The organism is Desulfofundulus thermocisternus DSM 10259, from assembly GCF_000686645.1.
Classification (GTDB): Bacteria; Bacillota; Desulfotomaculia; order Desulfotomaculales; family Desulfovirgulaceae; genus Desulfofundulus; species Desulfofundulus australicus.
Window position 1 is genome coordinate 1 of record NZ_JMLG01000005.1, and the last position, 23,584, is coordinate 23,584.

The 23,584-nt window shown below is 46.8% G+C and carries 22 protein-coding genes, 3 tRNA genes and 1 pseudogene; 6 read left to right on the top strand and 20 right to left on the bottom strand.

Annotation, left to right across the window (positions count from 1 at the left end; all coding sequences use genetic code 11):
• The 4 genes and pseudogenes from BR83_RS0105870 to BR83_RS0105885 form a co-directional block, all read right to left on the bottom strand.
• Nucleotides 1–1,133 (bottom strand): annotated as a pseudogene (locus tag BR83_RS0105870) (acetyl-CoA decarbonylase/synthase complex subunit alpha/beta); the annotation flags it as partial.
• 27 nt (nucleotides 1,134–1,160) lie between these two features.
• The gene (gene cooS, locus BR83_RS0105875; protein ID WP_027356293.1) at nucleotides 1,161–3,176 is read right to left on the bottom strand and encodes an anaerobic carbon-monoxide dehydrogenase catalytic subunit; all 2,016 of its coding nucleotides are present in this window, start codon (nucleotides 3,174–3,176) and stop codon (nucleotides 1,161–1,163) included.
• Between the two features lie 157 nt (nucleotides 3,177–3,333).
• Entirely contained in the window at nucleotides 3,334–4,095 is a 762-nt protein-coding gene (locus BR83_RS0105880) for an ATP-binding protein (RefSeq protein WP_027356294.1), read from the bottom strand.
• A gap of 239 nt (nucleotides 4,096–4,334) precedes the next feature.
• On the bottom strand, nucleotides 4,335–4,634 hold the full coding sequence (locus BR83_RS0105885) for a phasin family protein (protein WP_027356295.1): 300 nt from the start codon (nucleotides 4,632–4,634) through the stop codon (nucleotides 4,335–4,337).
• A 221-nt stretch (nucleotides 4,635–4,855) separates the two neighbouring features.
• Here BR83_RS0105885 and BR83_RS0105890 point away from each other — a divergent pair.
• The 3 genes from BR83_RS0105890 (at nucleotide 4,856) to BR83_RS16650 (ending at nucleotide 5,651) form a co-directional block, all read left to right on the top strand.
• Nucleotides 4,856–4,933, top strand: a tRNA-Pro gene (locus BR83_RS0105890).
• Nucleotides 4,934–5,009, top strand: a tRNA-Lys gene (locus BR83_RS0105895). It begins immediately after the preceding tRNA gene.
• A 435-nt stretch (nucleotides 5,010–5,444) separates the two neighbouring features.
• Nucleotides 5,445–5,651 (top strand): 4Fe-4S binding protein, encoded by a 207-nt coding sequence (locus tag BR83_RS16650; RefSeq protein ID WP_073167299.1) that lies wholly within the window; start codon nucleotides 5,445–5,447, stop codon nucleotides 5,649–5,651.
• A gap of 28 nt (nucleotides 5,652–5,679) precedes the next feature.
• Here the strand turns inward: BR83_RS16650 and BR83_RS0105900 are convergent, their stop codons facing one another.
• The gene (locus BR83_RS0105900; protein WP_027356296.1) at nucleotides 5,680–6,834 is read right to left on the bottom strand and encodes an RtcB family protein; all 1,155 of its coding nucleotides are present in this window, start codon (nucleotides 6,832–6,834) and stop codon (nucleotides 5,680–5,682) included.
• Between the two features lie 162 nt (nucleotides 6,835–6,996).
• Between BR83_RS0105900 and BR83_RS0105905 the strand changes: the two genes are divergently transcribed.
• Nucleotides 6,997–7,233, top strand: a complete 237-nt coding sequence (locus tag BR83_RS0105905; protein ID WP_027356297.1) for a hypothetical protein — start codon at nucleotides 6,997–6,999, stop codon at nucleotides 7,231–7,233.
• A 215-nt stretch (nucleotides 7,234–7,448) separates the two neighbouring features.
• On the opposite strand, the gene BR83_RS0105910 is transcribed toward BR83_RS0105905, so the two are convergent.
• From BR83_RS0105910 to BR83_RS16655, 4 genes are read right to left on the bottom strand one after another with little or no spacing between them, the layout of a single operon-like run.
• Nucleotides 7,449–9,050, bottom strand: coding sequence for an FAD-binding protein (locus BR83_RS0105910; protein ID WP_027356298.1), 1,602 nt, complete (start codon nucleotides 9,048–9,050; stop codon nucleotides 7,449–7,451).
• Between the two features lie 18 nt (nucleotides 9,051–9,068).
• On the bottom strand, nucleotides 9,069–9,752 hold the full coding sequence (locus BR83_RS0105915) for a 4Fe-4S dicluster domain-containing protein (RefSeq protein ID WP_027356299.1): 684 nt from the start codon (nucleotides 9,750–9,752) through the stop codon (nucleotides 9,069–9,071).
• Between the two features lie 46 nt (nucleotides 9,753–9,798).
• Nucleotides 9,799–10,662: a CoB--CoM heterodisulfide reductase iron-sulfur subunit B family protein gene (locus BR83_RS0105920; protein WP_027356300.1), complete on the bottom strand. Its 864-nt coding sequence runs from the start codon at nucleotides 10,660–10,662 to the stop codon at nucleotides 9,799–9,801.
• A gap of 14 nt (nucleotides 10,663–10,676) precedes the next feature.
• Nucleotides 10,677–11,078: a 4Fe-4S dicluster domain-containing protein gene (locus BR83_RS16655; RefSeq protein WP_027356301.1), complete on the bottom strand. Its 402-nt coding sequence runs from the start codon at nucleotides 11,076–11,078 to the stop codon at nucleotides 10,677–10,679.
• Nucleotides 11,079–11,898: 820 nt separating this feature from the next.
• Here BR83_RS16655 and BR83_RS0105935 point away from each other — a divergent pair.
• Nucleotides 11,899–13,581 (top strand): nucleoside kinase, encoded by a 1,683-nt coding sequence (locus BR83_RS0105935; protein ID WP_051617957.1) that lies wholly within the window; start codon nucleotides 11,899–11,901, stop codon nucleotides 13,579–13,581.
• A gap of 205 nt (nucleotides 13,582–13,786) precedes the next feature.
• Here BR83_RS0105935 and BR83_RS0105940 read toward each other — a convergent pair.
• The 3 genes from BR83_RS0105940 to BR83_RS0105950 form a co-directional block, all read right to left on the bottom strand.
• Nucleotides 13,787–13,873 (bottom strand) — tRNA-Leu (locus tag BR83_RS0105940).
• 154 nt (nucleotides 13,874–14,027) lie between these two features.
• On the bottom strand, nucleotides 14,028–15,326 hold the full coding sequence (locus BR83_RS16355; RefSeq protein ID WP_051617960.1) for a vWA domain-containing protein: 1,299 nt from the start codon (nucleotides 15,324–15,326) through the stop codon (nucleotides 14,028–14,030).
• 18 nt (nucleotides 15,327–15,344) lie between these two features.
• Nucleotides 15,345–16,415 carry a hypothetical protein gene (locus BR83_RS0105950; protein ID WP_027356303.1) on the bottom strand — a complete coding sequence of 357 codons (1,071 nt, stop codon included), beginning with the start codon at nucleotides 16,413–16,415 and terminating at the stop codon, nucleotides 15,345–15,347.
• Nucleotides 16,416–16,526: 111 nt separating this feature from the next.
• Here BR83_RS0105950 and BR83_RS0105955 point away from each other — a divergent pair, with 111 nt between their 5' ends.
• Entirely contained in the window at nucleotides 16,527–17,507 is a 981-nt protein-coding gene (locus tag BR83_RS0105955; RefSeq protein WP_027356304.1) for an AAA family ATPase, read from the top strand.
• 3 nt (nucleotides 17,508–17,510) lie between these two features.
• On the opposite strand, the gene BR83_RS0105960 is transcribed toward BR83_RS0105955, so the two are convergent.
• The 8 genes from BR83_RS0105960 to hemB all read right to left on the bottom strand — a co-directional run bounded on the left by BR83_RS0105960 (nucleotide 17,511) and on the right by hemB (nucleotide 23,570).
• A complete protein-coding gene (locus BR83_RS0105960) occupies nucleotides 17,511–17,909 on the bottom strand; it encodes a secondary thiamine-phosphate synthase enzyme YjbQ (protein ID WP_027356305.1) in 399 nt (132 codons plus the stop codon).
• Nucleotides 17,887–18,393 (bottom strand): TIGR00725 family protein, encoded by a 507-nt coding sequence (locus BR83_RS15195; protein WP_051617961.1) that lies wholly within the window; start codon nucleotides 18,391–18,393, stop codon nucleotides 17,887–17,889. Before BR83_RS15195 ends, BR83_RS0105960 begins: the two co-directional genes overlap by 23 nt.
• A 40-nt stretch (nucleotides 18,394–18,433) precedes the next feature.
• Nucleotides 18,434–19,075, bottom strand: a complete 642-nt coding sequence (locus BR83_RS0105970) for a redox-sensing transcriptional repressor Rex (protein WP_027356306.1) — start codon at nucleotides 19,073–19,075, stop codon at nucleotides 18,434–18,436.
• 242 nt (nucleotides 19,076–19,317) lie between these two features.
• On the bottom strand, nucleotides 19,318–20,610 hold the full coding sequence (hemL, locus tag BR83_RS0105975; RefSeq protein ID WP_114362195.1) for a glutamate-1-semialdehyde 2,1-aminomutase: 1,293 nt from the start codon (nucleotides 20,608–20,610) through the stop codon (nucleotides 19,318–19,320).
• A 9-nt stretch (nucleotides 20,611–20,619) separates the two neighbouring features.
• Nucleotides 20,620–21,096, bottom strand: coding sequence for a siroheme decarboxylase subunit beta (gene ahbB, locus BR83_RS0105980; protein WP_027356308.1), 477 nt, complete (start codon nucleotides 21,094–21,096; stop codon nucleotides 20,620–20,622).
• The gene (gene ahbA, locus BR83_RS0105985; RefSeq protein ID WP_027356309.1) at nucleotides 21,089–21,559 is read right to left on the bottom strand and encodes a siroheme decarboxylase subunit alpha; all 471 of its coding nucleotides are present in this window, start codon (nucleotides 21,557–21,559) and stop codon (nucleotides 21,089–21,091) included. The genes ahbB and ahbA overlap by 8 nt, the downstream gene beginning before the upstream one ends.
• Nucleotides 21,546–22,565 carry a putative heme d1 biosynthesis radical SAM protein NirJ2 gene (gene nirJ2 / locus BR83_RS0105990; RefSeq protein ID WP_027356310.1) on the bottom strand — a complete coding sequence of 340 codons (1,020 nt, stop codon included), beginning with the start codon at nucleotides 22,563–22,565 and terminating at the stop codon, nucleotides 21,546–21,548. Before nirJ2 ends, ahbA begins: the two co-directional genes overlap by 14 nt.
• Before the next feature lie 27 nt (nucleotides 22,566–22,592).
• A complete protein-coding gene (gene hemB, locus BR83_RS0105995) occupies nucleotides 22,593–23,570 on the bottom strand; it encodes a porphobilinogen synthase (protein WP_027356311.1) in 978 nt (325 codons plus the stop codon).
• Nucleotides 23,571–23,584 lie beyond the last annotated feature (14 nt).

Consider the following 23,584-nt stretch of genomic DNA (forward strand, 5'->3'; position numbering starts at 1 on the left):
TCAATGTCGGGTCCGATGACTTCCACCTTCCCGTCTTCCACGTCATCCGGGCCAACCATGCGCACCAGTTCGAAACTGGGCGTCCGGGTGCCGCCAAATTCCACGTACATGTCCTTCTTGCGGATGGACTCACCCTCAAAAGCCGGACCCACGGTGATGGGGGCATCAATATCTATGCTGGTAATCTTGATTTCGCGCAGTTCCATGCCCAGCTGGATGGCTTTTTCCAGGTCCGGCTCGTAGATAAACCAGTCTTTTATTTGCTTGTCTTCAGGCAGGGGCTGGTCGGTGATGATGGGAATGCCGATGTTGATTGCGCCCATGCAGGCAGCCGTCTTGACCATGTCGTGCTCGCCCAGGTAGAGCAAGAAAGCACGGATCCGCCGGCGCTGGTAGTCACGCTGGGCATCCCTCAACCCCGGCTTGATGCCCCCAAACATCATGCCGGCCCGCAGGGCGTAGTTGGCCGCATGGACAACCTGGGTGAAATTGCCCAGGGGGTAGGCAATCAGATCGACGCCCAGCTTGACCCCTTCCTCCAGCAACTGCTCGATCACCTCGTCGCAGAGGAAAAGCATGAAGCCCATGCCCATCAGCTTGTTGACCACCCGGGCCAGTTCTTTGGAGTCCCTGGCCCGGCCCAGAATTATCACTTCGCCGGGTATGGTCCAGTCCACCATCTTGGTGCCGTACTGGCGTACCACCGGGTCGCCGATAAAACCGGTCCAGGGCGGAACATGCAGGGGGTTGTCCGGGCTGTACTTGATATAGCGTATGGCTTCAATGATGTCCGCCGCGTACCAGGTGGCCTCACCGGCCAGGCGGGCATTGGTAAAGTCGCTGAAGTTTTCCTTGACCTGTGCCCGGGCACGGTTCAGTACCGGCACGCAGTCGCCAAGGGTCTTGATCTCTTCCCCGCTCAAACAGCGGATCACCGGCAGGTAGTAGGCGGTATCCGGGTAACCAATGGGATGGTCCGCCCCGTAGGTGCGAATGGCCTGGTTGAGCAGGATTTCGGCATAGCTCAGAGCAGTAATGGCCCCTTCATAGGTTTCTTTAAAGAGCCGCCTGGGTTCTTTCCCCGGCTCGATCGCTCCTTCAAAAATCTGGTCAAAATTGATTTGCTCGGACATGCAGGTTCCTCCTTTCCTCCTGGCTCATTAGTAGTTCTGGCAGAGAGCAGTTTCCAGATCTTCGGCCACCTTGCGGTGCACGCCCAGTTTCCAGGTGCGGTATTCTAAAGCACTGAGCATCTTTTGAGCGGCTACAGCGGGATCCATCTCAAAAATGAAGTACCCACCGTAGACGTCGCTGGCTACCTGGGTAAGGATGCTGTAAATGAGATCGCTGCCTTCCACGGGCGGCATGGAGCCTACATGTACAGGTACACCCATGGCAACAAACCAGGAACCGATGGCCACTGCTTTACCACTCATGGCTTCTGGAGCAGAAGCTATAAAGGGAACTTTCGGGGTATCCACACCGAGTGTATTGGCCATATCCATAAGGAGATCTGAAGCCCGGGTATTATCCACACAGGATCCCATGTGGAACACAGGTGGCAGTGGAGTGCTTAAATTAGCTTTTTCACTGATCCGGGCCAGGAATTTCTTCAGGCCTTCCCCGGCAAATTCCATGGCTTCAGGAGCCATCAGCCCCAGCTTGGCACATGCCTGGGCGGCGCAGCCGGTAGCTACTGTAAAGACATCATTCTTAATCATTTCCTTGGCAATAGTAATATGAGTATCATCCTGGAAGCGCTTTAAGTTATTGCAACCGGCCAGCAGGGCTACTCCTTTAAGTTCTCCGCTAAGAATAGCGTCAGTGAGGGCTTTTACGGGATTGTCTGGTTCAACAGTGCGGAAGAGTTCATAAAGAGCTTCCAGACTCCATCCCGCCACGACTTTATTCTTGATATTGGGGATGTGTACCTTGTTAGGATCTCTTTGTTTGAAGGCTTCAATGGCCAACCGGATAGCTTGTTTCGCGTTATCAATTGCTTTGGTGGTTTGGAAATCCAGGTAATAGGATCCTGGAATCTTAGCAATTGGCGAGGTGGTGATAATTAATGTATGGAAGCATTCGGCAACGGTACGTATTGATGGCATAATGCACTGCACGTCCACAACCATGGCATCGATTGCACCTGTAGTGATGGCCAGCTCCTGTGAGGCAAAGGAGGTAACCAGAGGTACACCGTGGCGCATAAGCACCTCATTGCCTGTGCAGCAAATGCCCATCAGGTTAATACCAGCAGCTCCAGCAGCCTTGGCTTCTTCTTCCATTTCCTTTGCTGCCTGAACAATTATATCGGAAAGGATCGGGTTGTGTCCATGAAGGACGATGTTTACTTTGGCCGGATCAATAACACCCATGTTGGCTTCGCTGACTACCGGTTTGGGAGTACCGAAGAGAACATCGGAAAGATCGGTGCCCACGTGCATACCTGTATAGTCCGCGAGCGCTACTCTTAGAGCACTGAAAATTATATTAACTGGATCATTGTCCATACCAATGTGGGCCTGGCTGACCAGCTCAGAAATGGTATTGTAAACTCCGCTGGGCATAATGTTATGGCTGCGGAATTTTTCCAGTCTCCCCGGGGTTATGGTTGTTTTTACCCAGGTGGATTCACCAAATCCTTTCAACCGGCTGTAATCTGCCAGAGCTGCCTCGGCCACTTCCTTGGCCAGGGTCATGTTATCTTTTCCTTCAGTTTCAATACCAATGCGCTTGGCGATACGGCGCAACTTATCAGCATCTTTTACTTCATAATCCGGGGCATGGCCCTCGGCGCATTCCAGGAGGGTGTGAGCCATATGGCTGGCGTGTTCACTGTGGGAAGCCGCGCCGGTAAGCAGCATTAGACCTACGCTACGGGCTACGATGGTCCATACTGAGGCTCCACAAATACCTTTGCTCGCGGGACCTTCATCAGCCTTAATCCGGCATGGCCCCATCATGCAAAAACGGCAGCATATTCCCTTGTAGCCAAACTGGCATTGGGGTTGCTGGGCTACTACCCGGTCAAAGGTAGTGATAACACCCCTTTCTTTGGCTACGTCAATCATTTCTAACACTGCCGGGTCTATTGATCTTTTTGCCACTTTAGGATCAACAACCCTGGGGGCATTTGAAGGCCGGCAGGTATGGCTGGGATCTCTAAACCTTGGCATTGCTTTAACCTCCTTGGCTAAAGAGTTGACTGGTTGAAAATATTTATCGTTTATATTTGTCTTTAAATTTAAATAAAAGTTCCGGCTTCATACTTTCTGAAAAAATAATTAGTTATAACTTAAAACACTATTGTAATAAGTTGTTATACTCAATATTTTATTGATCACCCGCCTCTCGTAATATTTTTTCACGAACCTTCCTCATGCCAGCCAGGAGATTTCCTGCCGCAACTGAGTTCGGTTCCATAGCGCTTTCCCATATTTGGTGGTTAAATTCAATAAAACCCAGAATTTCTTCGGGAGGAAACTGTCCTTTTATAAATTCTTCCTCCCGCGGGGAACGGATTTTATTACCAATAATTCTTACTTTTCGAATTCCCAGGTCCGCTGCAAGCTTCTTGACCAGGTTTGCGGTATTAATGCTGTTGCGACTGGGTTCCACCACCACCAGCATCAGGTCAACTCCCCTTGCTGTTCCGCGGGATAAATGTTCGATGCCGGCACCCATGTCCATTACTACTACTTCATTACTGTCCAGCAACAGGGAGGAAACCACGGCATTAAGAAAGGTGTTTTCCCGGCAGTAACATTCGGAACCCCCTTTTTTTATTCCTCCCATACGGATAAATCTAATATTATTGAACCGGTAGCTGTAATCTTCCAGTACATCGTCAACTTGCGGGTTGAGTGTAAAAAAGGCGCCATCTCCGGTTTTGGCCCGGATGAGATCCCGCATTTCTACAATAGGCTTTAACCCGCTGGCAATATTTTCGGGAATCCCTATAGCAGTGGCCAGGCAGGCATCGGGATCGGCATCTATGGCGTATACGGTTCTATGGGTTTCGGCAAAAGATTTGATCAGGGCAGCTGCAATGGTGGTCTTCCCGACTCCGCCCTTCCCGGAAATGGCCAGTTTCATTCATCATTCACCTCGGATAATTTTCATAAATACTATCTCTAACTGGAAGGCAGTATTTATATAATAATTAAATGTGTGTTTCTACAAACCCGGGTTTAATTCCTGCTTCATCTATTTATTTTTAAAATTTCGAAGTTACGATTTCGACGTGGTTATAAAATTTCCTGCCGGCCAGAGAAAAAGTTTTGAACTCATGCATCTTATATTTATTTGTTATCGATATCACATGATATAAATTTTCATTTGTTTTGCAACAGTTCTTCCAGGCGAGCAACCCGGTTTTTAATTTCTTCTATTTCTTCTCTGGTAACGAGACCCAGATCATCCTTTAATCGTATAAGCTCCCGGCGAATTGTTTCTAAAAAATTCGTTTTTTCCTCTTCACCCCTACTTACAAGTTCCTGTAAAAAATTACGCGCTTCTTCTTTACCCATTTGACCCTTTTCCACCAGTTCATTAATCTTTTTTTCCACCCTTTCGGTGGTCATGGCCAGAGCACCAAGGCCAGCCAGGAATAATTTTTCAGCCGTTTTAAACATGTTCTTCCCTCCTTAAAAAATTTTTAATAACGTAAATTGGGTGGTTAAATTTTTGCTGGACAGGTTTAAAAATTTATTTCCTGGAAATAATAATACTACTCCGCTTTGGTGAGTTCTATCTCTCCCCGTCCAGCGTAAAGCTGGACTTTTTTTGGCTGTAAACCTTGACGTCATTAGAAGTGAGGATTATAATTAATCTTGCATTTAAAAATTGATAATTACGGGATGTAGCGCAGTTTGGTTAGCGCGCTTGCCTTGGGAGCAAGAGGGCGGGGGTTCAAGTCCCTCCATCCCGACCAGGGCCATTAGCTCAACTGGTAGAGCAGGCGACTCTTAATCGTCAGGTTGGGGGTTCGATTCCCTCATGGCCCACCAAACTGATAGACCCAGGGGTAACCTTGAGGTACCGTCCAGGTGCTGAAAAGGGGCCCCTGGTTTTCTTTAAAGGCATTAAGTGGACGGTCTGTTAACTCCGGAAATACGTGATCTTTTTTTATATTCCATCGCGCACCCTGTCTTCCATACCGGTTGATATCCGTGACTGGATGTTTCGTGAATGTGGTACCGGTGAATTACCCCTCGAATGCGTTTTCTTGCCAACACAAACCCCTCCCTTTAACCTTTTACTCTTTATTCTGTCTTGTAACGATCTATTTTATATATAAGTTACTAGACGCGGGGATAAATAAAATTTTTTTAATTAATGGAATGATCTCAAGAACACCAATGAACAGAAAATTGGGGAAGGAATTTTGCCCGGGTTGTAGAAAGGTTACGTACAGTTAATGTTAATTGAAAGGGGGGGGCCTGATGAAGCCGAAGAAGTTTAAGTTTAACTACCAGATCAACCAGGAGCTTTGCATGTCCTGTGCGGCCTGTGAGCTGGAATGCAGGGATGGAGGCATTTATATCGACGAGACGGTGCACTATAATATTAACCTTGATAATTGTACCCGTTGCGGGCGTTGTTATCGTGCCTGCCCGGTAGGAGCTATTAGTAGAGTACCCAATCCTTAAAAATTATAAGTGCCGAAATAACTGAAAGTTATCCTTTGATTACACCGAGAGGTTTTAATTTAATCTTTACCTCCACGAGATCCCTTTGTTCTTCCATTACCTGATTGATATCCTTATAAGCCTGGCGGCATTCTTCGGCCAGGTCTTTTTTCTTGATTTTAAAAAGCTCAATTCCCAGTGCCTGCATTTCTTTGATAACTTCATCTACTGGAATTCGCCGCCGGGCTTCGTTACGACCCATAACCCGTCCCGCTCCATGGGAACAGCTGGCAAAACTTTCTGGGTTGGCCAGCCCGCGGCAGATATATGATGGGCTGCCCATAGAACCGGGGACAATTACATCCCCTTCCGCCCGTACAGCTCCCTTACGATGTATCATTACCTGCTGGCCAAAATGTTTTTCTAAAGAAGCGTAATTATGATGAACGTCTATTTCTTTGTCCCAGGTAAAATCGGGGAGCGTGGAATGACAGATTTCCAGAATAACATTCATCATTCGAGCCCGGTTTTCGCGCGCAAATTCAAGACAGAAATTCATAGCTGACAGGTATTGTTGTCCTTCCAGGCTTTCCAGTGGCAGGCAGGCCAGCTGCCATTCCCGGGGTATGGGAAAACCGTATTTTTCGTTTAGATTTATAGCCAGACGGTTATAATAGTCAGCTACTTTTTTGCCGAAGTTTCGGGAACCGGAGTGCAGCATAACCCAGACATAATTCTGATCATCGGCTTGAAATTCTATAAAATGATTTCCACCTCCCAGAGTGCCCAGCTGATATTTAGCGTTCTCTAGTTCTTCTTTGATCACCGGAACATCTGGAGCCCTGTGAAAGAGGGGGCTCTTTTGAGGTTTTTTATGGTGGTCAAAGCCGGTAGGAATAGCCTGCTGGATCTGATTTAAAATCCTTTTTAAAAAAGGCCTTATGTTATCCACCTTTTGGTTTGTCCTCACTGCACGCACTCCGCATCCTATATCCACACCTACGGCATTAGGAATAATTACCCCTTCAGTTGCTAATACTCCCCCAATGGGCATACCGTACCCCTGGTGAACATCAGGCATGAGGGCAACGTGAAAGCGGGCGAAGGGGTGGTTGGCTAGATGTCGGGCCTGTTCTAAGGCACCCTCTTCTACTTCCCGGGCCCAGGTTTTAATTGGAATTTTTTCCGTGGTAATAATTTTCATGGCTCTCACCTCGGAATGGCAAGTCCTATTATAACATGGGTTACCATTAAAAGCCAGAGATGTTCCGGAGGGGGATCATATATATCTGGATTATTGTACATAATAAAAATGTCTTTTATGTGAACTATTAAACGGTAATGGTAAAAAGGAGGGATCTAGAATATGGGATGGTTTGAGTTTTTAGATAATAACCCTAACCCCGGTATGCAGAGGCAGCAAATGTCTTTTCATGTGCGTGAGGCACAAAAAGCCGCCTATGAAATGGGGATAATGCTCAGCCAGCTGGCGGCAACCCAGCCACACCTTTCCCAGCAATTCAGCCAGTTACAACAATTAAATGCCCGGGTTGGGGATTTATTACAACAGGTTCAAAAACAACTGGATCCATCTCAATCTTAAACAACATCTAATTCTAATTTCTAATAAATTCTAAAAGAAAAGGCTTTCGGAGAGAAGTTTCCCCGAAAGCTTTTTTCATTCAGCCTACCAAAAATACTCCCGGTGTTATCCAGTTTTACCCGTTGAGGTTTTGCCTGGTCTGGTGAACATCGGATGCGGGCCTAATGTAAGAGGGGGCTAACAGCCCCCCGTTCGATTTTTACTTTTTTCTGGGATTAACCGCTAATTTTACCGCGGTAGTCCGGAAGCAAAATGGGAGCGACTTTCTGACCGAGTCCTTCTTTACGCAATTCTTCGTGATAGCGTTTTACGTGATCGAGGGTAAGCCTGCCCAGTTTTACACTTTTTGCTCTTTCGGCAGCATTCATGCCTGCCCGGCGTCCGAAGACGATAATGTCCAGCAAAGAGTTACCCATCAGCCTGTTGCGACCGTGTACTCCGCCGGATGCTTCTCCTGCTACATAGAGATTGGGGATGCTTGTTTCAGCCTTGTCGTTAATTAATATGCCGCCGTTTTGATAATGAAGTGTTGGGTAAACCAGAATAGGCTGCTCAGCCATATTTATATTAAAACGTTTATACTGGCGAAACATGGCGGGTAGTTCTCTTTCTATCGTACCCTTTCCGTGAATTATGTCGATCATGGGAGAATCTAACCATACACCTTGCATTCCACTGGGGGTGGTGATGCCTTTTTTACGTTCCTTGCACTCCCTGATAATGGCCGAGGAAACCGCATCTCTGGTTTCCAGCGGATAGATGAATTGTTCACCTTCTGCATTAACCAGTTGAGCACCAAGACCCCGTACCTTTTCAGTTACCAGCTGCCCCACAATTTGCTCTGGAAATGCCACTCCCGTAGGGTGAAACTGGGTAGCATCCAGGTAAATTAACTTGGCTCCTGCACGATAAGCCATAACAATACCGTCCGCTGTAGCGCCGTAATGGTTGGTGGTAGGGAATCCTCCAATATGCAGGCGACCCGAGCCACCGGTAGCAATAATCACTGTTTTTGCCCTTACCACCAGGAACTGTTCTGTTTCCAGGTTATAAAGTACGGCTCCTGCACACTGCCCGTATTCATCAATGATTAATTCAACGGCCGGGGAAAACTCAATAACAGGAATACCCCGGTTTCGGGCTTCGTCGCGCAGGGTGCGCATTATTTCCGCACCGGAATAGTCATGGGCAAAATGCATGCGCTTGCGGGAAGTACCTCCGCCATGAATGGTGTGCATGGTTCCGTCGGGGAATTTACTGAACATGCAGCCCAGGCTTTCCAGCCATTGGATACACAATGGTGCATCCAGTACCAAAGCAGCCACAAGTTCTGGAATATTGTAAAAACCCCCACCGCCCATTACATCTAGATAGTGAATGGCTGGGGAATCGTTTTCTTTATCTGCGGCCTGGATGCCCCCTTCCGCCATCATTGTGTTGGCATCGCCGTGGCGCAACTTGGTTGCTATCATTACTTTAGCCCCGGCCTCGTGAGCCAAAAGAGCTGCTGATGTACCGGCACCGCCGCCGCCAATGACCAGAACGTCTACGTCGAAATCAATATTATCTAGAGAGAATGTATCGGGGTCGAGCATACTCCGGCTTTCCAGAAGATCGGCGTGTTCATGGGTAAACTTATCACCCTTGTTGGGGCCTACTTTTACCACTCTGGTAGCATCTGGCTTATAGTCCGGGTGATAAGAACGTAAAAGATTTTCTTTTTCTTCTGGTTTCAGGCGAGGAAAAGTTTCTTTTAAACGCCTTTCTCTTGTTTGTTCTACGATTTTGATAGCTTCCAGCATTTCCTGAGTATACATCTCTATATTCCACCTTCCTTAAGGTTCAATATCCCGTGCGTTATAAAGCTTTTGTAGTTCTTCTTTATTCATCTTCATCAGCTTTTGTAATTCCTCGTCAAACTTACCGGCTTTAATTTCTTCTACCCTCTTGGCCAGGTGTTTAGCTGGCGGGGCAATGTGACGTCCATAAAGACGCCGGGCCAGGATCGCTACGTTATAATGTACAATTTCAGCAGGGCAGCGGGAAGCACAGAGACCACACATGATGCAATCGAAAGAAAGGTGAGCTACTTTTTCAATATCTCCCCGTTGAGCTGCGGCTATATAGTCCATCACTTTTAGCTCCTGGGGGCATATCCTGGTACACTGGTTGCAGCCCAGGCAACGGGTTACTTCTGGATAATATTGCAGGATGGTAGAAAGGGTGGGGGTAAGTTCCTCCAGGTTATAAGTAGCTTTGTTAGCGGGGTAGAAAGGAATTTGGGTTAAATACATGTTGTCTTCTACCATGGTTTGACAGGCCAGTCCAACTTTAAGTCTGAAGTCTCCAGGTTTGCGATAAACAGTACCACAGGCGCCGCAAAATCCTCCGCGGCAGCCGCATCCCCGGACAAAACGGTAACCTGCGTATTCCATGGCTTTCATGATTGTTAAGCCATAGGGGACTTTATAATGTTTTCCCATAATGTATATATTAACCATTTTTCGTTCTTCCGCCATGATTCTATCCTCCTTAAAAGCAGAACTGCGCTACGGTATGAATGGACTATGCTCCCAGTAGTAAAGGTTTGGGGTCTACGTAATGTTCGTCCAGTCTCAGGCTTTCCTCCGGAAGACCTAAGGTTAGCCCCAAAAGCTGGGTAAAATATAGGACAGGTACTTTAGAAAAACCGTTGTTTTCCTCCGCCAGCTTTTCCTGCATCCAGTCCAGGTTAAACTGGCATAAAGGGCAGCTGGTGATTATTGCTTCTGCCCCCCTGGCAGAAGCGGAGTATAATATTTCTTTGACTTTCTGTTTTACCAGGGACATATCATTTAAAACCTGGTAGGAACCACAACAGGTAGTTTTCCCCGGGTATTCTACCACCTCCGCACCCAAGGCACTGATCAGTTCTTCCATAATGGTAGGGTTTTCCGGGTGATCAAAATTCATTTCCGCTGCAGGCCGCACAAGCATACAACCATAATAGCAGGCTACTTTAAGCCCTTTAAGCTTTCTCTTAAGTTTTTCCCTGATAGCATCAAGTCCAATTATTTCCTTGCAAATTTCCAATGGGTGAATTGTTTCAATTTCTCCACCATAATTTTCTTCTAAATAATCATTTAATTTTTTTCTTGCTTCAGGGTTATTTTTAATAGCGTAATTAACCCTTTTCAATACGTGATAGCAAAAGGAGCAAACTGTAGCTAGCTTACCCCCCTCCATCTTTGCAGCATTTGCCAGAATACGAGCAGCAGCTACCATGCCAATGTAATTATCCTGGGCCAGGGGAAATACTGTTCCGCAACAAGTCCATTCTGGCAATTCCACCAACTCAACACCCAATGCTGCCAGGGAGCCCCGTGTTGTTTCGTCTAATCCCCTAGCTTTGCTGTGCAGGGTACACCCCGGGAAGTATGGGATTTTCATTCTTTCTCCCCCTTTTATGCGCTGAGCTTTCTAAATCCACTGGTTAATGCCATTTGTGGAACACGAGTAAGTATTTCGAGCGGAATTTTCTCAGCGATCAATACCTCTCTGCCCTCACGCAAGTTGATCACACGCAAAGCTTCCATTAATCGGGCAATATCTATCCCCCGGGGACAGCGAGCAGTGCAAATAAAGCATGTACTGCATATCCATATAGATTTGAGATTGAGAACATTTTGATTTCCAAGCTGTATCATACGCATAATCTGACGTGGTGGATAATCCATCAGGTCCCTTCCTGTACAGCTAGCACTGCACGTCCCACACTGCATGCAAATGCTGGCATTTTGACCGCTTATTTCTTTAATACGTTCAATCAACTCCCGGCCTGCTTTTGCTAATGGTTCCATAGACATTTTTATCCTACCCCTTTAAACCAGATTCTTTATCCTCTGAATTTATAATCTTTTTGTAACTTGATATTAATTTTTCAGACCCCACCTTTCCAGTTTTGTATAAACGAAAATATACTAATTCTTCCCCTTAAAGTTAAAATACCTAGCAAATTCCTTGCTAAGCAGTGGATAAAATTAATGTTATGTGAAGAGATTGATATAATTCTTTCTGATATGTACAGTAATTCATCATTATAAATCAGAAATCCTGCTCAATAATGAAAAAAATTATAACAGTCTCTACTTTCTATCTTTTATAAATTAACTATAGTTATTAGAAACAGGAATTCATTAACTTCCTACTTTACCCTTGGTATACCTATTTTATCCAGGTAATGTACCAGTGGAATGGGGACCAGGTCCCCCTTCATAACCATTTTCCCGCCAATAAAAACCTGTGGTGTTTCCTCATAAGATAAGTTTTTCTCAAAACGATAGGTTAGCACTACATTGTTACCGTACAATCTTTTAAGTACACTTTCTAAGAACCGGTATTTGAAAGTTAAATCGTGCCCACCGGGCGCGCATTGCTGGGAAACTCAACCGGGGCCCCCGCTTACGCCAGCAGGAACATGACCTCGAACCTCTACTTTAACAGTCATCACGCACAACCCCCTGTTTACCATATATTACAAAAACTACTATTACTGTCCAATTAATACGAAACATTGATCTCCCATTAATTTTATGACTATAATGTATAAACAAGAAACTATATCTTAATTCAAAAACTCTTTTAGGTTTTTTATTTTTTATTATAGAAACGTCTGGAGTGAGTGGTATGGTATTCAGTCAAGAAAAAATTTTACCTGCCGGTATTACGGTTGAATTAGCTGGGACGGGCAAAGTGTACTTGCCGGAAGGTAGTAAGGCTATCGACTTATTATCTTATGCTCAAACTGAAAAGCTCCCACCTTTAGGGGTGAGGATTAATAATGTTATCCGGGACCTGAACTACCCTCTGGAAAATGGATGTTGCGTGGAATGGATTAATTATAACAGTGAGGACGGGCGACGAATTTATGCCCGTAGCCTGATAACTGTATTAGCCCGCGCTGCTTCTGAGGTATTACCTGGCTGTTCGGTAATTGTTAAGCACACACTGGGCAATGGCATTTACGGTCATATTCAGCTGGGTCGAGCCCTCCGGGAAAGAGATATTCATCTTATAGAAGAGCGGATGCGTGGGATTGTAGAAAGCGAAGAACCTATCATTAGAAAACGTGTACTTAAAGAAGAGGCTATCAGATTATTTAAGGAAACCAACCAGATTGAAAAAGCAGAATTGCTCCAATATCATCGCTCCCCGGAAGTAGATATTTATACCTGTGGCTGGTATCACGATTTTTCCGGTATACCGCTGGTGACTCATACCGGTTTATTGAAAGTTTTTCGCTTGCGCTTTTATCTTCCGGGTTTTATTCTGGAAATGCCCCGGGACAACCCGGAAGTAATTCCGGAATACGTAGAACAGGGTAAACTGGCCCATATCTACTTTGAAGCGGATAAATGGGGAAAAGTACTTGGTGTACGCAATGTTTCTTCTTTAAATAAAATAATTATTAATGGTAGTGCCGACGAATTGATACGGGTAGCTGAAGCTTTTCATGAAAAGAAAATCAGCCAGATAGCTGATATCATCGCAAGCAATATTGACCGGATACGCCTGGTTTTAATTGCCGGTCCATCTTCTTCCGGTAAAACTACCTTTGCCCAGCGGTTGGCCACGCAACTCCGGGTCAATGGCATCCACCCTGTACCTTTGTCTCTGGATAATTATTTTGTTGACCGGGAAAAAACTCCACGGGATGAAAACGGGCGGTACGATTTTGAAAGCCTGGATGCTATAGACCGGTCTCTGTTTAACGATCATCTTACAAAGTTGATTCAGGGAGAAGAAGTGGAATTACCCTTCTTTAATTTTAAAACAGGGCGGAGGGAATTCCGGGGAGAAACTTTACGTCTTAAGGAAACAGATTTAATTATCATTGAAGGCATTCATGGACTAAATGATAAGTTAACCAGTTCCATCCCGTTGAGTCGTAAATTTAAAATTTATGTTAGTGCCCTAACGCAGCTTAATTTAGATACCCATAACCGTATACCCACAACAGATTTGCGCATTATCAGGCGAATTGTACGGGATAACAGGTGTCGCGGCCATAGCGCCCGGGAAACCATCAATATGTGGCCGATGGTGCGCCGCGGCGAGGAAAAGCATATTTTCCCGTTTCAGGAAAGTGCTGATGTTATGTTTAATTCTGCCCTGGTTTATGAACTGGCTGTTCTAAAAAAATATATTGAGCCTTTGCTGGCAGAAATACCTCCGGATTGTCCGGAATACTCAGAAGCCCGTCGCCTGCTGGATTTCTTAAGTTATTTTATCCCATTAGATGATTCTGCTGTTCCGGCCAACTCTATAATTCGGGAATTCATTGGTAATAGCTGCTATAATGTTGAATAAATGAACAGTACGAACGAGGTTTACCGGAAGCGGTGGCGGAGGTACATTCTTATAAAGCCCGGCATTCTGCCGTAGACGGCAGTTATGAACTGATGCGACGTATGATGTTATCACAAGAATAAGTGCAAGAACTTCATCGGAATATCGAGCTTCAAAATTAAAAACCTCCGGTATCAGATTACCGGAGGTTTTATGTTTAATAACTTGGTGCGGCAGAAGGGACTTGAACCCCCACGGGCCTACGCCCACAAGAACCTGAATCTTGCGCGTCTGCCAATTCCGCCACTGCCGCACGTTATCAACTGACAGTGGTTATTATAACATACCCAGTGTTTTTTGACAAGAGGGTGTTTACACCGTTATTCTCACCTTCAGCATAATGTTACTTCACCTGTTCGCAAATACTAATATACGAGAAGAACTGCATGCTGTCAAGCAATAAAAAATTAAAAAATCTGGCGTGCGATCCTGGTTAACTGGGATAGATTGCGACATTCAAAAACATAGCGACAATAGGGCATGTAAATATGCATTATACTATCTTCCCGGTTCCAGCTCTGCTCGGGTGCCGGGTTTAACCAGATCACTTGCCGGGCCTGATGACAAATCTCCCGGAAATATTCTACTCCGGATGGCTTATAATTGTTCCGTGCATCACCCAGAATAATCAGGGTGACCTTCCGGTGGAGAACATGCAGATATTCATGATAAAACTGGCGCCAGACAGCACCGTAATCGGAAAAACCTGTTCGCCAGATGCCGGTCTGTCGCTGAATATTTCGGATGGTATTTTCAAGGTCCAGCTCTTTTACGTGTACAGTAATCTCAGCTATGGCGTCAACAAAAGCAAAGGACCGGACCATACGGAATTTATCTTGCATTGTATGAACCAGGAGCAGCATGAACTGGCTGTAAGGAGCCACTGAACCGGAAAGATCACATAGCACAACCAGGTCCGGACGTGATAGCTGGCGTCCCTGATAACGGAGGATTAAAGGTATTCCTCCGGTTGTAGCTGCCAGGCGTACAGTGCGACTCATATCTACTGTTCCGCGGGCAGCAGGAATACGCCGGTAGCCAGCGCGGGTAGCCAGTCGACGTCCCAAGCGGGCTACCTGTTTTTTTACCTGTTTTATTTGTTCGGAATCCAGTTCGGCAAAACAACGCTGGTATAAATTATTTTTACGTGCGGTATGTAAGAGTTCCATTTCCGGTTGCTTATCGTTATGTTGTTCGATATCTTCCCCGGGTATTGGTCCTGGCTGCTGTTTTCCTGTCATAAAGGAATTCAAATGGCCATATTGAAAATTCCCACTTTCTTTCTTTCCGGCACTTTTCCTATTACCAGCCCCCTGCCCTGCCGGTTTTCCACCTCCTGAAAATGATTTATCTTCGCTTTTCATGGCCTGTTTCAGCCATTCTTTCATCTGTGCCAGGCGGGAATTAAACTCGTCCCGGGACAGGCGGGGAGAGTGTGTGGTAATAAAGGTTTTATTTTTTTCAGCGTTCTGTGAATGTTTTTTGACTTTTTGTTTTAAAGTTAACCAGTATAAATCTAAGAGTTCCTCCACAAGCTTCTCATGTCCACTTTCTTTAACCAGAGTAGACCGTATTGCCAGGAGGAGGTTTTCCCGGGTGGGCTCCAAAAGGGAGATGGCCTGGAGCAGTTCCAGCAATTCTCCCGTAGAAACAGGAATACCAGCCTGCCTTAGTATGCTTGTAAAACCTATTAATTCTTGAACCAATACAATCGGCTCCCCTTATTACCTGGATATTTTCAGGACTGCTCCGGTGAAACTTTCCATGGCTCTGTAAATTAGGACTACGCGGTTTAACGCTTCTTTTACTCCCAGCTCAACCGAGGCAGTAAGCTCCATCTGCCTTTCTTTGATATTATAGGTGGCCAGAAAAGTCCCTGAACGAGTGAACAGGTGAAATTGAGGCTCTTTTTTAAATTTCAGGTCTTTAATTAGAAGGTCGGGTTCCAGGCTTATTTTATCTATTGTTCTGTGGATGGTTAGTTCGCTAAAACCAAGTGAAGCAGTCAACTGCTGATGGAGTTCCTCCGTCAGTATTTCCGGCTTTTCCAGGTAAAGTTCTGTTTCTATTTGGGAAGCGTTCTGCCGGAAAGTCAGGTGGCCGGCAGGATCAAAAAAAGCCCGCAGGGCATCCTCCTGTTCCAGATAAAGGATCTGTCCTTTATAGTTATTTAAGAATTCAGCAAAGCACGCTGGTGTTATGAATTTCCGGCTTGATATGGTGAGCGTTCCTACCCGGGGTTCTTCCCTGGCGGTAGCTACTTCGGGGGTAAATACGCGCAGTACTTCTGCGAGGGAAATTTGACTTATAACTTGCCGGCAGTGGTATTCCGCATCCCGAAAATGGGTGATAAATTTTATTTTTGCTACAGCTACGCCCCCCTGGATCATCAGGGAAACGGGACAGCTGACGGCAACATCACGTGATTGCCAGTGTACCTGAAATTGACCTGCCAGTTCCTGCGCTTCCAGGTCCAGGTGTTCCAGGAGGGTTAGCCTTTCCATAATTTCTGGAAGAGGGCGGGCCGCAGCAGTAACCAGAATCCTTTGATCGGAAACTGGCTCGAAGTGAGAAGATGCATAGGCATGAGGCACAATGGAAAACAGCAGGGGTACAATTTTCTCTCCCCATTCCCAATCCTTGGTGGTAATATAAATATAACTGTCCCCCACGATCATTTTAAGACCGTCAACGGAAATTTCGTTACCCCGGGTGTGCAGGCCGGGCTGTGCTGACAGAAAAGTTAGCAGGACCGGCTTTTTATCCATATTGCGTGTAAGAATTTCTATCAGCAACTTAAATCACCCGTTTTTAAAATGAAGGTAATTCTAACTTAAATTTTAAAATTAATTAAAAGTAGCATTTCATCAAGTTATCTCAAGATGTTAACCGGGAGCGAAAATAATATGCACCGCTTGTTTCACAGTATTCAAAGTGTAGCCGATAGCCTTTTAAAGCAGAATTATATTTGTGACCGAACGATAGCGACCACTCTTTATCTCGCTGCTCACCTGGACAAGCCCTTATTGGTGGAAGGGCCAGCCGGGGTAGGCAAAACGGCATTAGCCAGGGCTCTGGCAGGAGCAATGAATACCCAGTTAATTCGCCTGCAGTGTTATCCGGGTTTGGACGAAGCAAAAGCTCTTTACGAATGGAATTATCAAAAACAACTCCTTTACATCCAGGTGGCCGCTGGAAATAAGCCGGCATGGGAGGATCTGCGCCAGGACATTTATACACCTGAGTTTTTACTGGCCCGGCCATTGTTGAAAGCATTTTTAGCCGAAAAACAGGTGGTACTCCTGGTAGATGAAGTGGATAAAAGTGATGAGGAACTGGAAAGCTTCCTTCTGGAAGCACTATCTGAATTTCAGGTTTCTATTCCTGAACTCGGTACTGTACGGGCCAGGCACATCCCCTTTACCATACTGACCAGCAACAGCACCCGTGAATTCAGTGATGCTTTTAAAAGGCGCTGTTTATATCTTTATATCCCTTATCCTTCTACCGAACAGGAGCGGGCCATTGTTGCTTTAAAACTTCCCGGAATTGACGGTCGCCTTGCTGCCCAGGTAGTGGATTTTGTCCATAACTTGCGCCGGTTACCTCTTAAGAAAAGCCCCAGTATAGCCGAAACCCTTGATTTTGCACGTACCATGCTGCTTTTAGGAGCAAAGCACCTGGAACCCCATGTTATGTCTGCAGCACTGGGGGCTTTGTTAAAGTTTCAGGAAGACGTGGAAAAAGTTTTAACCAGGCTGGAAGATCTGTTGCCCGATACGCAGGCGGAGGGTAGCATACCATCCGAGGAGAATATTCATCCTGTTGTAGCAGTAGAAGATATTGAGGAGAAAGATGGGGTGGACCTATCCCGTTTTAATTTTTAAAGGCTACCCGTTTATTAATTTCACTAGAACTTTGCGTTGCCGGGGACCATCAAATTCACAAAAGAAAATTCCCTGCCAGGTACCCAGCACCAGCTGGCCATCAACTATTGGTACGACCAGGGATGAGCCTACGAGGCTGGTCTTAATATGGGCGTCGGCGTTTCCTTCGAGGTGCCGGTAATTACCTTCCCGAGGTACCAGTTTTTCAAGGCCGTTGATTATATCCTGGGCAACAGACGGGTCGGCATGTTCATTAATGGTAATTCCTGCGGTGGTATGGGGTACGAAAAGATAACAGCATCCCTCGCTGATTTTTTCTGCCTGAACAATTTTTTTTACCTGGGGTGTAATATCTATTAACTGTGAGCGGGTAGTAGTGTTAACGGTCAGGGTATGGAGCATCGTGGTTCTCCTTTCCAGCTGAAATTAGCATTATGGCCAGCTCCACTGCTTCCCTTGCACTGGTTGCCAGCGGAAGGCCACCGGACAAACCCGGGCGTTCCAATTTCCAGGTAAAAAGCCCGATCACGGGTTTTTTCATTTTAAGGGCCAGCCCGATTTCCGAGAGGGTGCCATATCCCCCACCAATAGCTACCAGGGCATCGGCAGCACAGGCTATAATGGCATTACGTGCATCTCCCAGCCCGGTGGGTATGGCTATGGAAAGATAGGGGTTTCCTTCTTCCCGCCGGCGTCCCGGGAGAATGCCAACGACCGTGCCTCCTGCCAGACGGGCGCCCCGGGAGGCAGCTTCCATAACCCCACCGCGGCCACCACAAATCAGAATCGCCCCCCGCAAGGCAATTTCCCGCCCTACTTCCTCTGCCAGCTCCATTTCTTCTTCAGTACATTTAGCCCCACCTATAACGCCGAGATACCAGGTCATTTTTTTCTCACCGACAGGAAAACAATGAACAGTATGTTTCTTACAGTCGTTGAGCAGACTTGAAGCCTAAATTAAAGGTTAGAATTTCTAATTTGACGGACAGGTCCACGTTACGTATCTCTATCCCCTCAGGCAGGTTTAAAGCTACCGGAGCAAAATTTAAAATGGCTTCCAGGCCGTTTTTAACCATATAATCGGCCACATCCTGGGCTGCACGGGGAGGTACGGCAATTATACCAATGCGCGCTTTGTATTCCTGAATGACCTCAGGCATTTTTTCCATAGGTAATACTTCCAGTTCAGCTATTTTTTTGCCAATTTTTGTCAGATCGTTATCAAAAACTCCTACAATTTTGAATCCCCGGCTATTAAAACCCTTATAAGTACACAGCGCATAACCCAGGTTACCAGCACCTACCAGTATTAAAGGCCAGTCCTGATCCAGCCCCAAAATCTTTTTGGTGTAACGCATGAGATCTTTGACATTATAACCGACCCCCCGGGTGCCAAATTCGCCAAAGTAGGCCAGATCCTTGCGTACTTGGGCCGGGCTAACTCCAACTCCTTCGGCGATTTCACCAGAGGAAACAGTGGTTACGCCGTTACGGTCCAGTCGTTCAAGATATCGTGAATATATAGATAACCTGGTTACTGTAGCCTCAGGTACGCGCAGTGTCTTCATCAAATCCCTCCTTCTCCTTAAGTAAAATATTCTATGCAAAAAAGGGCTTTCTTACAGCCCCGGTAAAGAACCGGTTATTCAAGTTATAAAATTCACATGCTAGGTATTTTATATCATTTGTACCCCCTTATGTCAAATGACTTTTTCCCGGCTGGCAAAGAAAAGCCCCGAAAAGAAGTTTCTCCCCGGGGAATGGTTACGAACTTAAATTCGCCCTTCCTCCCTGCTGTTTGCATACAAGTTTAGGTATATTTAATAGCAGCGAAAGCTTTACGGGCTGCTTCTACCGTTTTCTGGATTTGTTCATCGGTATGGGCCAGGCTGACAAAAACTGCTTCAAATTGGGAGGGAGCCAGGTATATCCCCTGTTCCAGCATGGATTGGAAAAAGGCTGCAAATCGACGGGTATCGGCAGTACAGGCAGTGGTATAATCCACTACCGGTGTTTCAGTAAAGAAAATGCAGAGCATGGAACCAACCCGGTTAAAGGAAAGGGTAAGTCCTGCTTCCCGGGCGGCTTCGGCCATTCCCTGGTAAAGGAGAGCGGACTTCCGTTCCAGTTCTTCGTACGTACCGGGCCGCTTTAATACCTTTAGGGTAGCCAGGCCAGCAGATACAGCCAGGGGATTACCGGAAAGGGTACCTGCCTGGTAGACCGGTCCTTCCGGGGCTACTTTTTCCATAATATGTTTTTTGCCTCCGTAAGCTCCTACAGGCAGGCCACCGCCGATGATTTTTCCAAGGCAGGTTAGATCGGGATCAATCTTGTACAGTTCCTGGGCACCACCGTAAGAAAGCCTGAATCCGGTGATAACTTCATCAAAAATTAAGAGCGCACCGTAATGTTGAGTTATCTCTCTAAGTCCCTCCAGGAATCCCTTTACAGGCGGTACTACGCCCATATTGCCCGCCACCGGCTCCACAATGACGGCGGCAATTTCATGGCCGTGCCGGGTAAAAATTGATTCCAGCGCATTCAAGTTATTATATGGCACTACTATTGTATCCGCCGCGGCATTGGGCGGTACACCGGGGCTGCTGGGTACTCCCAGGGTAGTAGCTCCCGAACCGGCTTTTATAAGCAGGAAATCTGCATGACCGTGATAACAGCCCTCAAACTTGACAATTTTATTGCGCCCGGTATAAGCCCTGGCCAGCCTCAGGGCGCTCATGGTTGCCTCGGTACCCGAGTTGACAAGGCGCACCATTTCTACTCCCGGTAGCGCTTCTACAATAGCCCTGGCCAGCTCGATTTCCAACCTGGTGGGAGCGCCAAAGCTGGTTCCTATTTCCAGGCATGTCCGCAGGGCTGCTATAATTTCAGGATGCCGGTGCCCCAGGATAAGTGGCCCCCAGGAACCTACGTAATCAATATATTCGTTACCATCTTCATCAAAAATAAGCGCTCCTTCACCCCGGGCAATAAAAAGAGGGTCCCTTCCCACCGCTTTAAAAGCCCTTACCGGACTATTTACACCGCCGGGCATATATTGGCGTGCCTGTATGAACAGTTCCCGGGATTTCTCGTATGGCAAGATATCACCTCATTTTTCCATAAAGTATTTCATACTACTTTTTTTAAATTCGGCAAGGCTGAACAGTAAACGGTAGCTGGTAATTCCACTGGCCCGGGAGAGACGGGCAGCAATTTTCTCACATTCATCCCTTGTTTGACCATGAATCACGGTAAATAAATTATATGGCCACTCTGGTGGCCGGCTGGGACGCTGGTAACAGTGGGAAACCTCATCGAAGGAGGCCATCAACCGGCCTATCTCTTCTATTTTTTCCTCAGGAACCTCCCAGACTACCATGGCGTTGGAAATATAACCCAGATCCTGGTGGCGTACAGCCGCCCCGAAGCGCCGGATAATCCCTTGCTTAACAAATTCCCGCACTTTGTTCAAAAGCTCTTCTTCACTGAGCCCAACCTTTTGGGCCAAAACTTGAAAGGGACGGCTGACCAGGGGAAGACCTTCCTGGAGAGCACGGATAATTTCTATGTCTTTCTGGCTAAGCATCATCATCCTCTCCCAGATCGAAGTTAACCAGGATTTTAAAAATTCTCGAGGCCGGAAGGTTGAGCATATCGCTTATACCGGTACGTTTTTTAATTTCTTGTAAAATATTTTCCAGTTCGACCTGGGATTCAACCAGCAACGTAAACCATATGTTATACGGGTGATCCCGCAGGTAATTGTGGGTTACTCCCGGAAAACTATTAACTACAGCCACCACTTCCTCGATCCTGTCTTCCGGTACTTTCATTGCACACAGAGTGCCGCAATATCCAACCTTGCGGGAATCAAATATGGCCCCCAGCCGCCTGATAACCCCTTTTTCGATTAATCTTTTCAACCGGCCCAGTATATCTTCCTCAGTGGTGCCCAGGATTTCAGCAAGTTTCCTGTAAGGTTCGGGATCAATGGGCAGGTTGCTCTGAATAATATTCAACAGTTGTTTATCCATACTATCCAGCGTCACAAACTATTCCTCCGCTATTTATTTTACCTTTCCGGTACAAGCACCATGGTTCTTCAGCCATAAAATCGCCATGGTAATAGTAAGCGCGGGCCCGGCAGCCGCCACAGATATTGCGATAATTACAGGAACCGCACCCGCCGCTGTAGTCAGCAGTGCGTAACCTTTGAAAAACTGGATTGTCCCGCCAGATGAGGTCAAAGGGCGTTTCTCTGACATTACCTACAGGTATATTTAAATAAGCACAGGGTTGAACATCACCCTTCGGGCTGATAATGCAATAACCGGTACCCGCCAGGCAACCTTTTTGGAAACGTAATTTCAAACCCATTTGGGCAGCAATACGCATAAACTGGGGGGCACAGGTAGGTTTCAATTCAATGGGCACTTCCCTTTGCTTTTTCATTATCCGGTGGAGCAAACGTTCGTACTGCTCCGCCCTCAGGGATTCTTCTTCTATATTTACGGCCCTTCCTGTCGGCACCAGGAAAAACACATGGTGAGCCACAGCTCCCAGTTGCACCGCCAGGTCAGTTAACGCCTCTACCTGTTCATAGTTCCATTCTACTACCGTAGTATGAATTTGAAAAGGCAGACCGGCCTTCCTGCAGGCCTCCATACCTTCGATTGCTGCCTCCCAGGCTCCCACCACACCGCGAAACTGATCGTGTTGTTCCTTATTAACACTGTCCAGGCTAATTCCCACTACCAGTGCTCCAGCCTGTTTTAACTTTTCGGCGACGCTGCCGGTAATTAAAGTACCATTTGTTCCCATAACCGGCCGCAGGCCTTTACGGGCGGCATACTGGATCAGTTCGTATATATCCGGCCGCAGGAGAGGCTCGCCGCCGCTAAAAATCATAATTTTAAAGCCAGCCCGGGCAATTTCATCAATCAATTTGGCCGCTTCGGAACTATTTAACTCTTCCTCCATCCTGGCGCCAGCATCCCTGTAACAGTGCTGGCAGGTCAGGTTACAGGCATTGGTTGAGTTCCAGGAAACCAGCATACTTACCATCCTCTCTAAGATAACTGGCTAGCCTTCTCGCAGCCAGCGTGCCACATCCAGGGCGTGATAAGTGATGATCATATCTGCTCCCGCCCTTTTCATTCCTGTAAGTGTTTCCAGAACTACCCGTCGTTCGTCAATCCAGCCCCGCATGGCAGCGGCTTTAACCATAGCATATTCACCGCTGACATTATACACTGCTACAGGACAATTAAAGGTATCCCGAACACGGCGGACAATATCCAGGTAAGCCAGGGCGGGTTTGATCATGATAATATCAGCTCCCTCTTCAATATCCAGGGCTATTTCCCGCATGGCTTCCCGGGCATTGGCAGGATCCATCTGGTAAGATCGCCGGTCCCCGAACCTTGGTGCCGAGTTCACGGCTTCCCGGAAAGGCCCATAGTAAGCCGATGCATACTTGGCCGCGTATGACATAATGGCCACATCCTGATAACCGGCTTCATCCAGGGCGCGGCGAATGGCAGCTACCCTTCCATCCATCATATCAGATGGCGCTACCATATCGGCTCCTGCCCTGGCGTGGGAAAGGGCGGTACGGGCCAGCAGTTCAAGGGTGGGATCATTAAGAATTCGTTCCTGCTCCACTATTCCACAGTGGCCGTGGCTGGTGTACTCACAGAGGCACACATCGGTGATGACTATTAATTCCGGGAACTCCTTCTTTATTAGCCGTACAGCCTGCTGCACTATACCTTCATCATCGTAAGCCTCGCTGGCTGATTCATCTTTTACCCGGGGAATCCCAAAGATGATAATGCCGGGTATGTTTAACTCGCCTACCCGGGCCACCTCTTCAATGATTAAATCCGGGGAAAGATTATAAACCCCCGGCATGGCTTCCACGGGAGTACGCATTTCCCGGCCATGGGTGACAAATAGCGGGTAGATGAGGTCATCCGTTGTCAGGCGGGTTTCCCTTACCAGGCGACGTATGTTTTCCTTTAACCGCAGGCGGCGGGGACGGGTGATGGGGAAACTCACGTGCAGCACCTCCA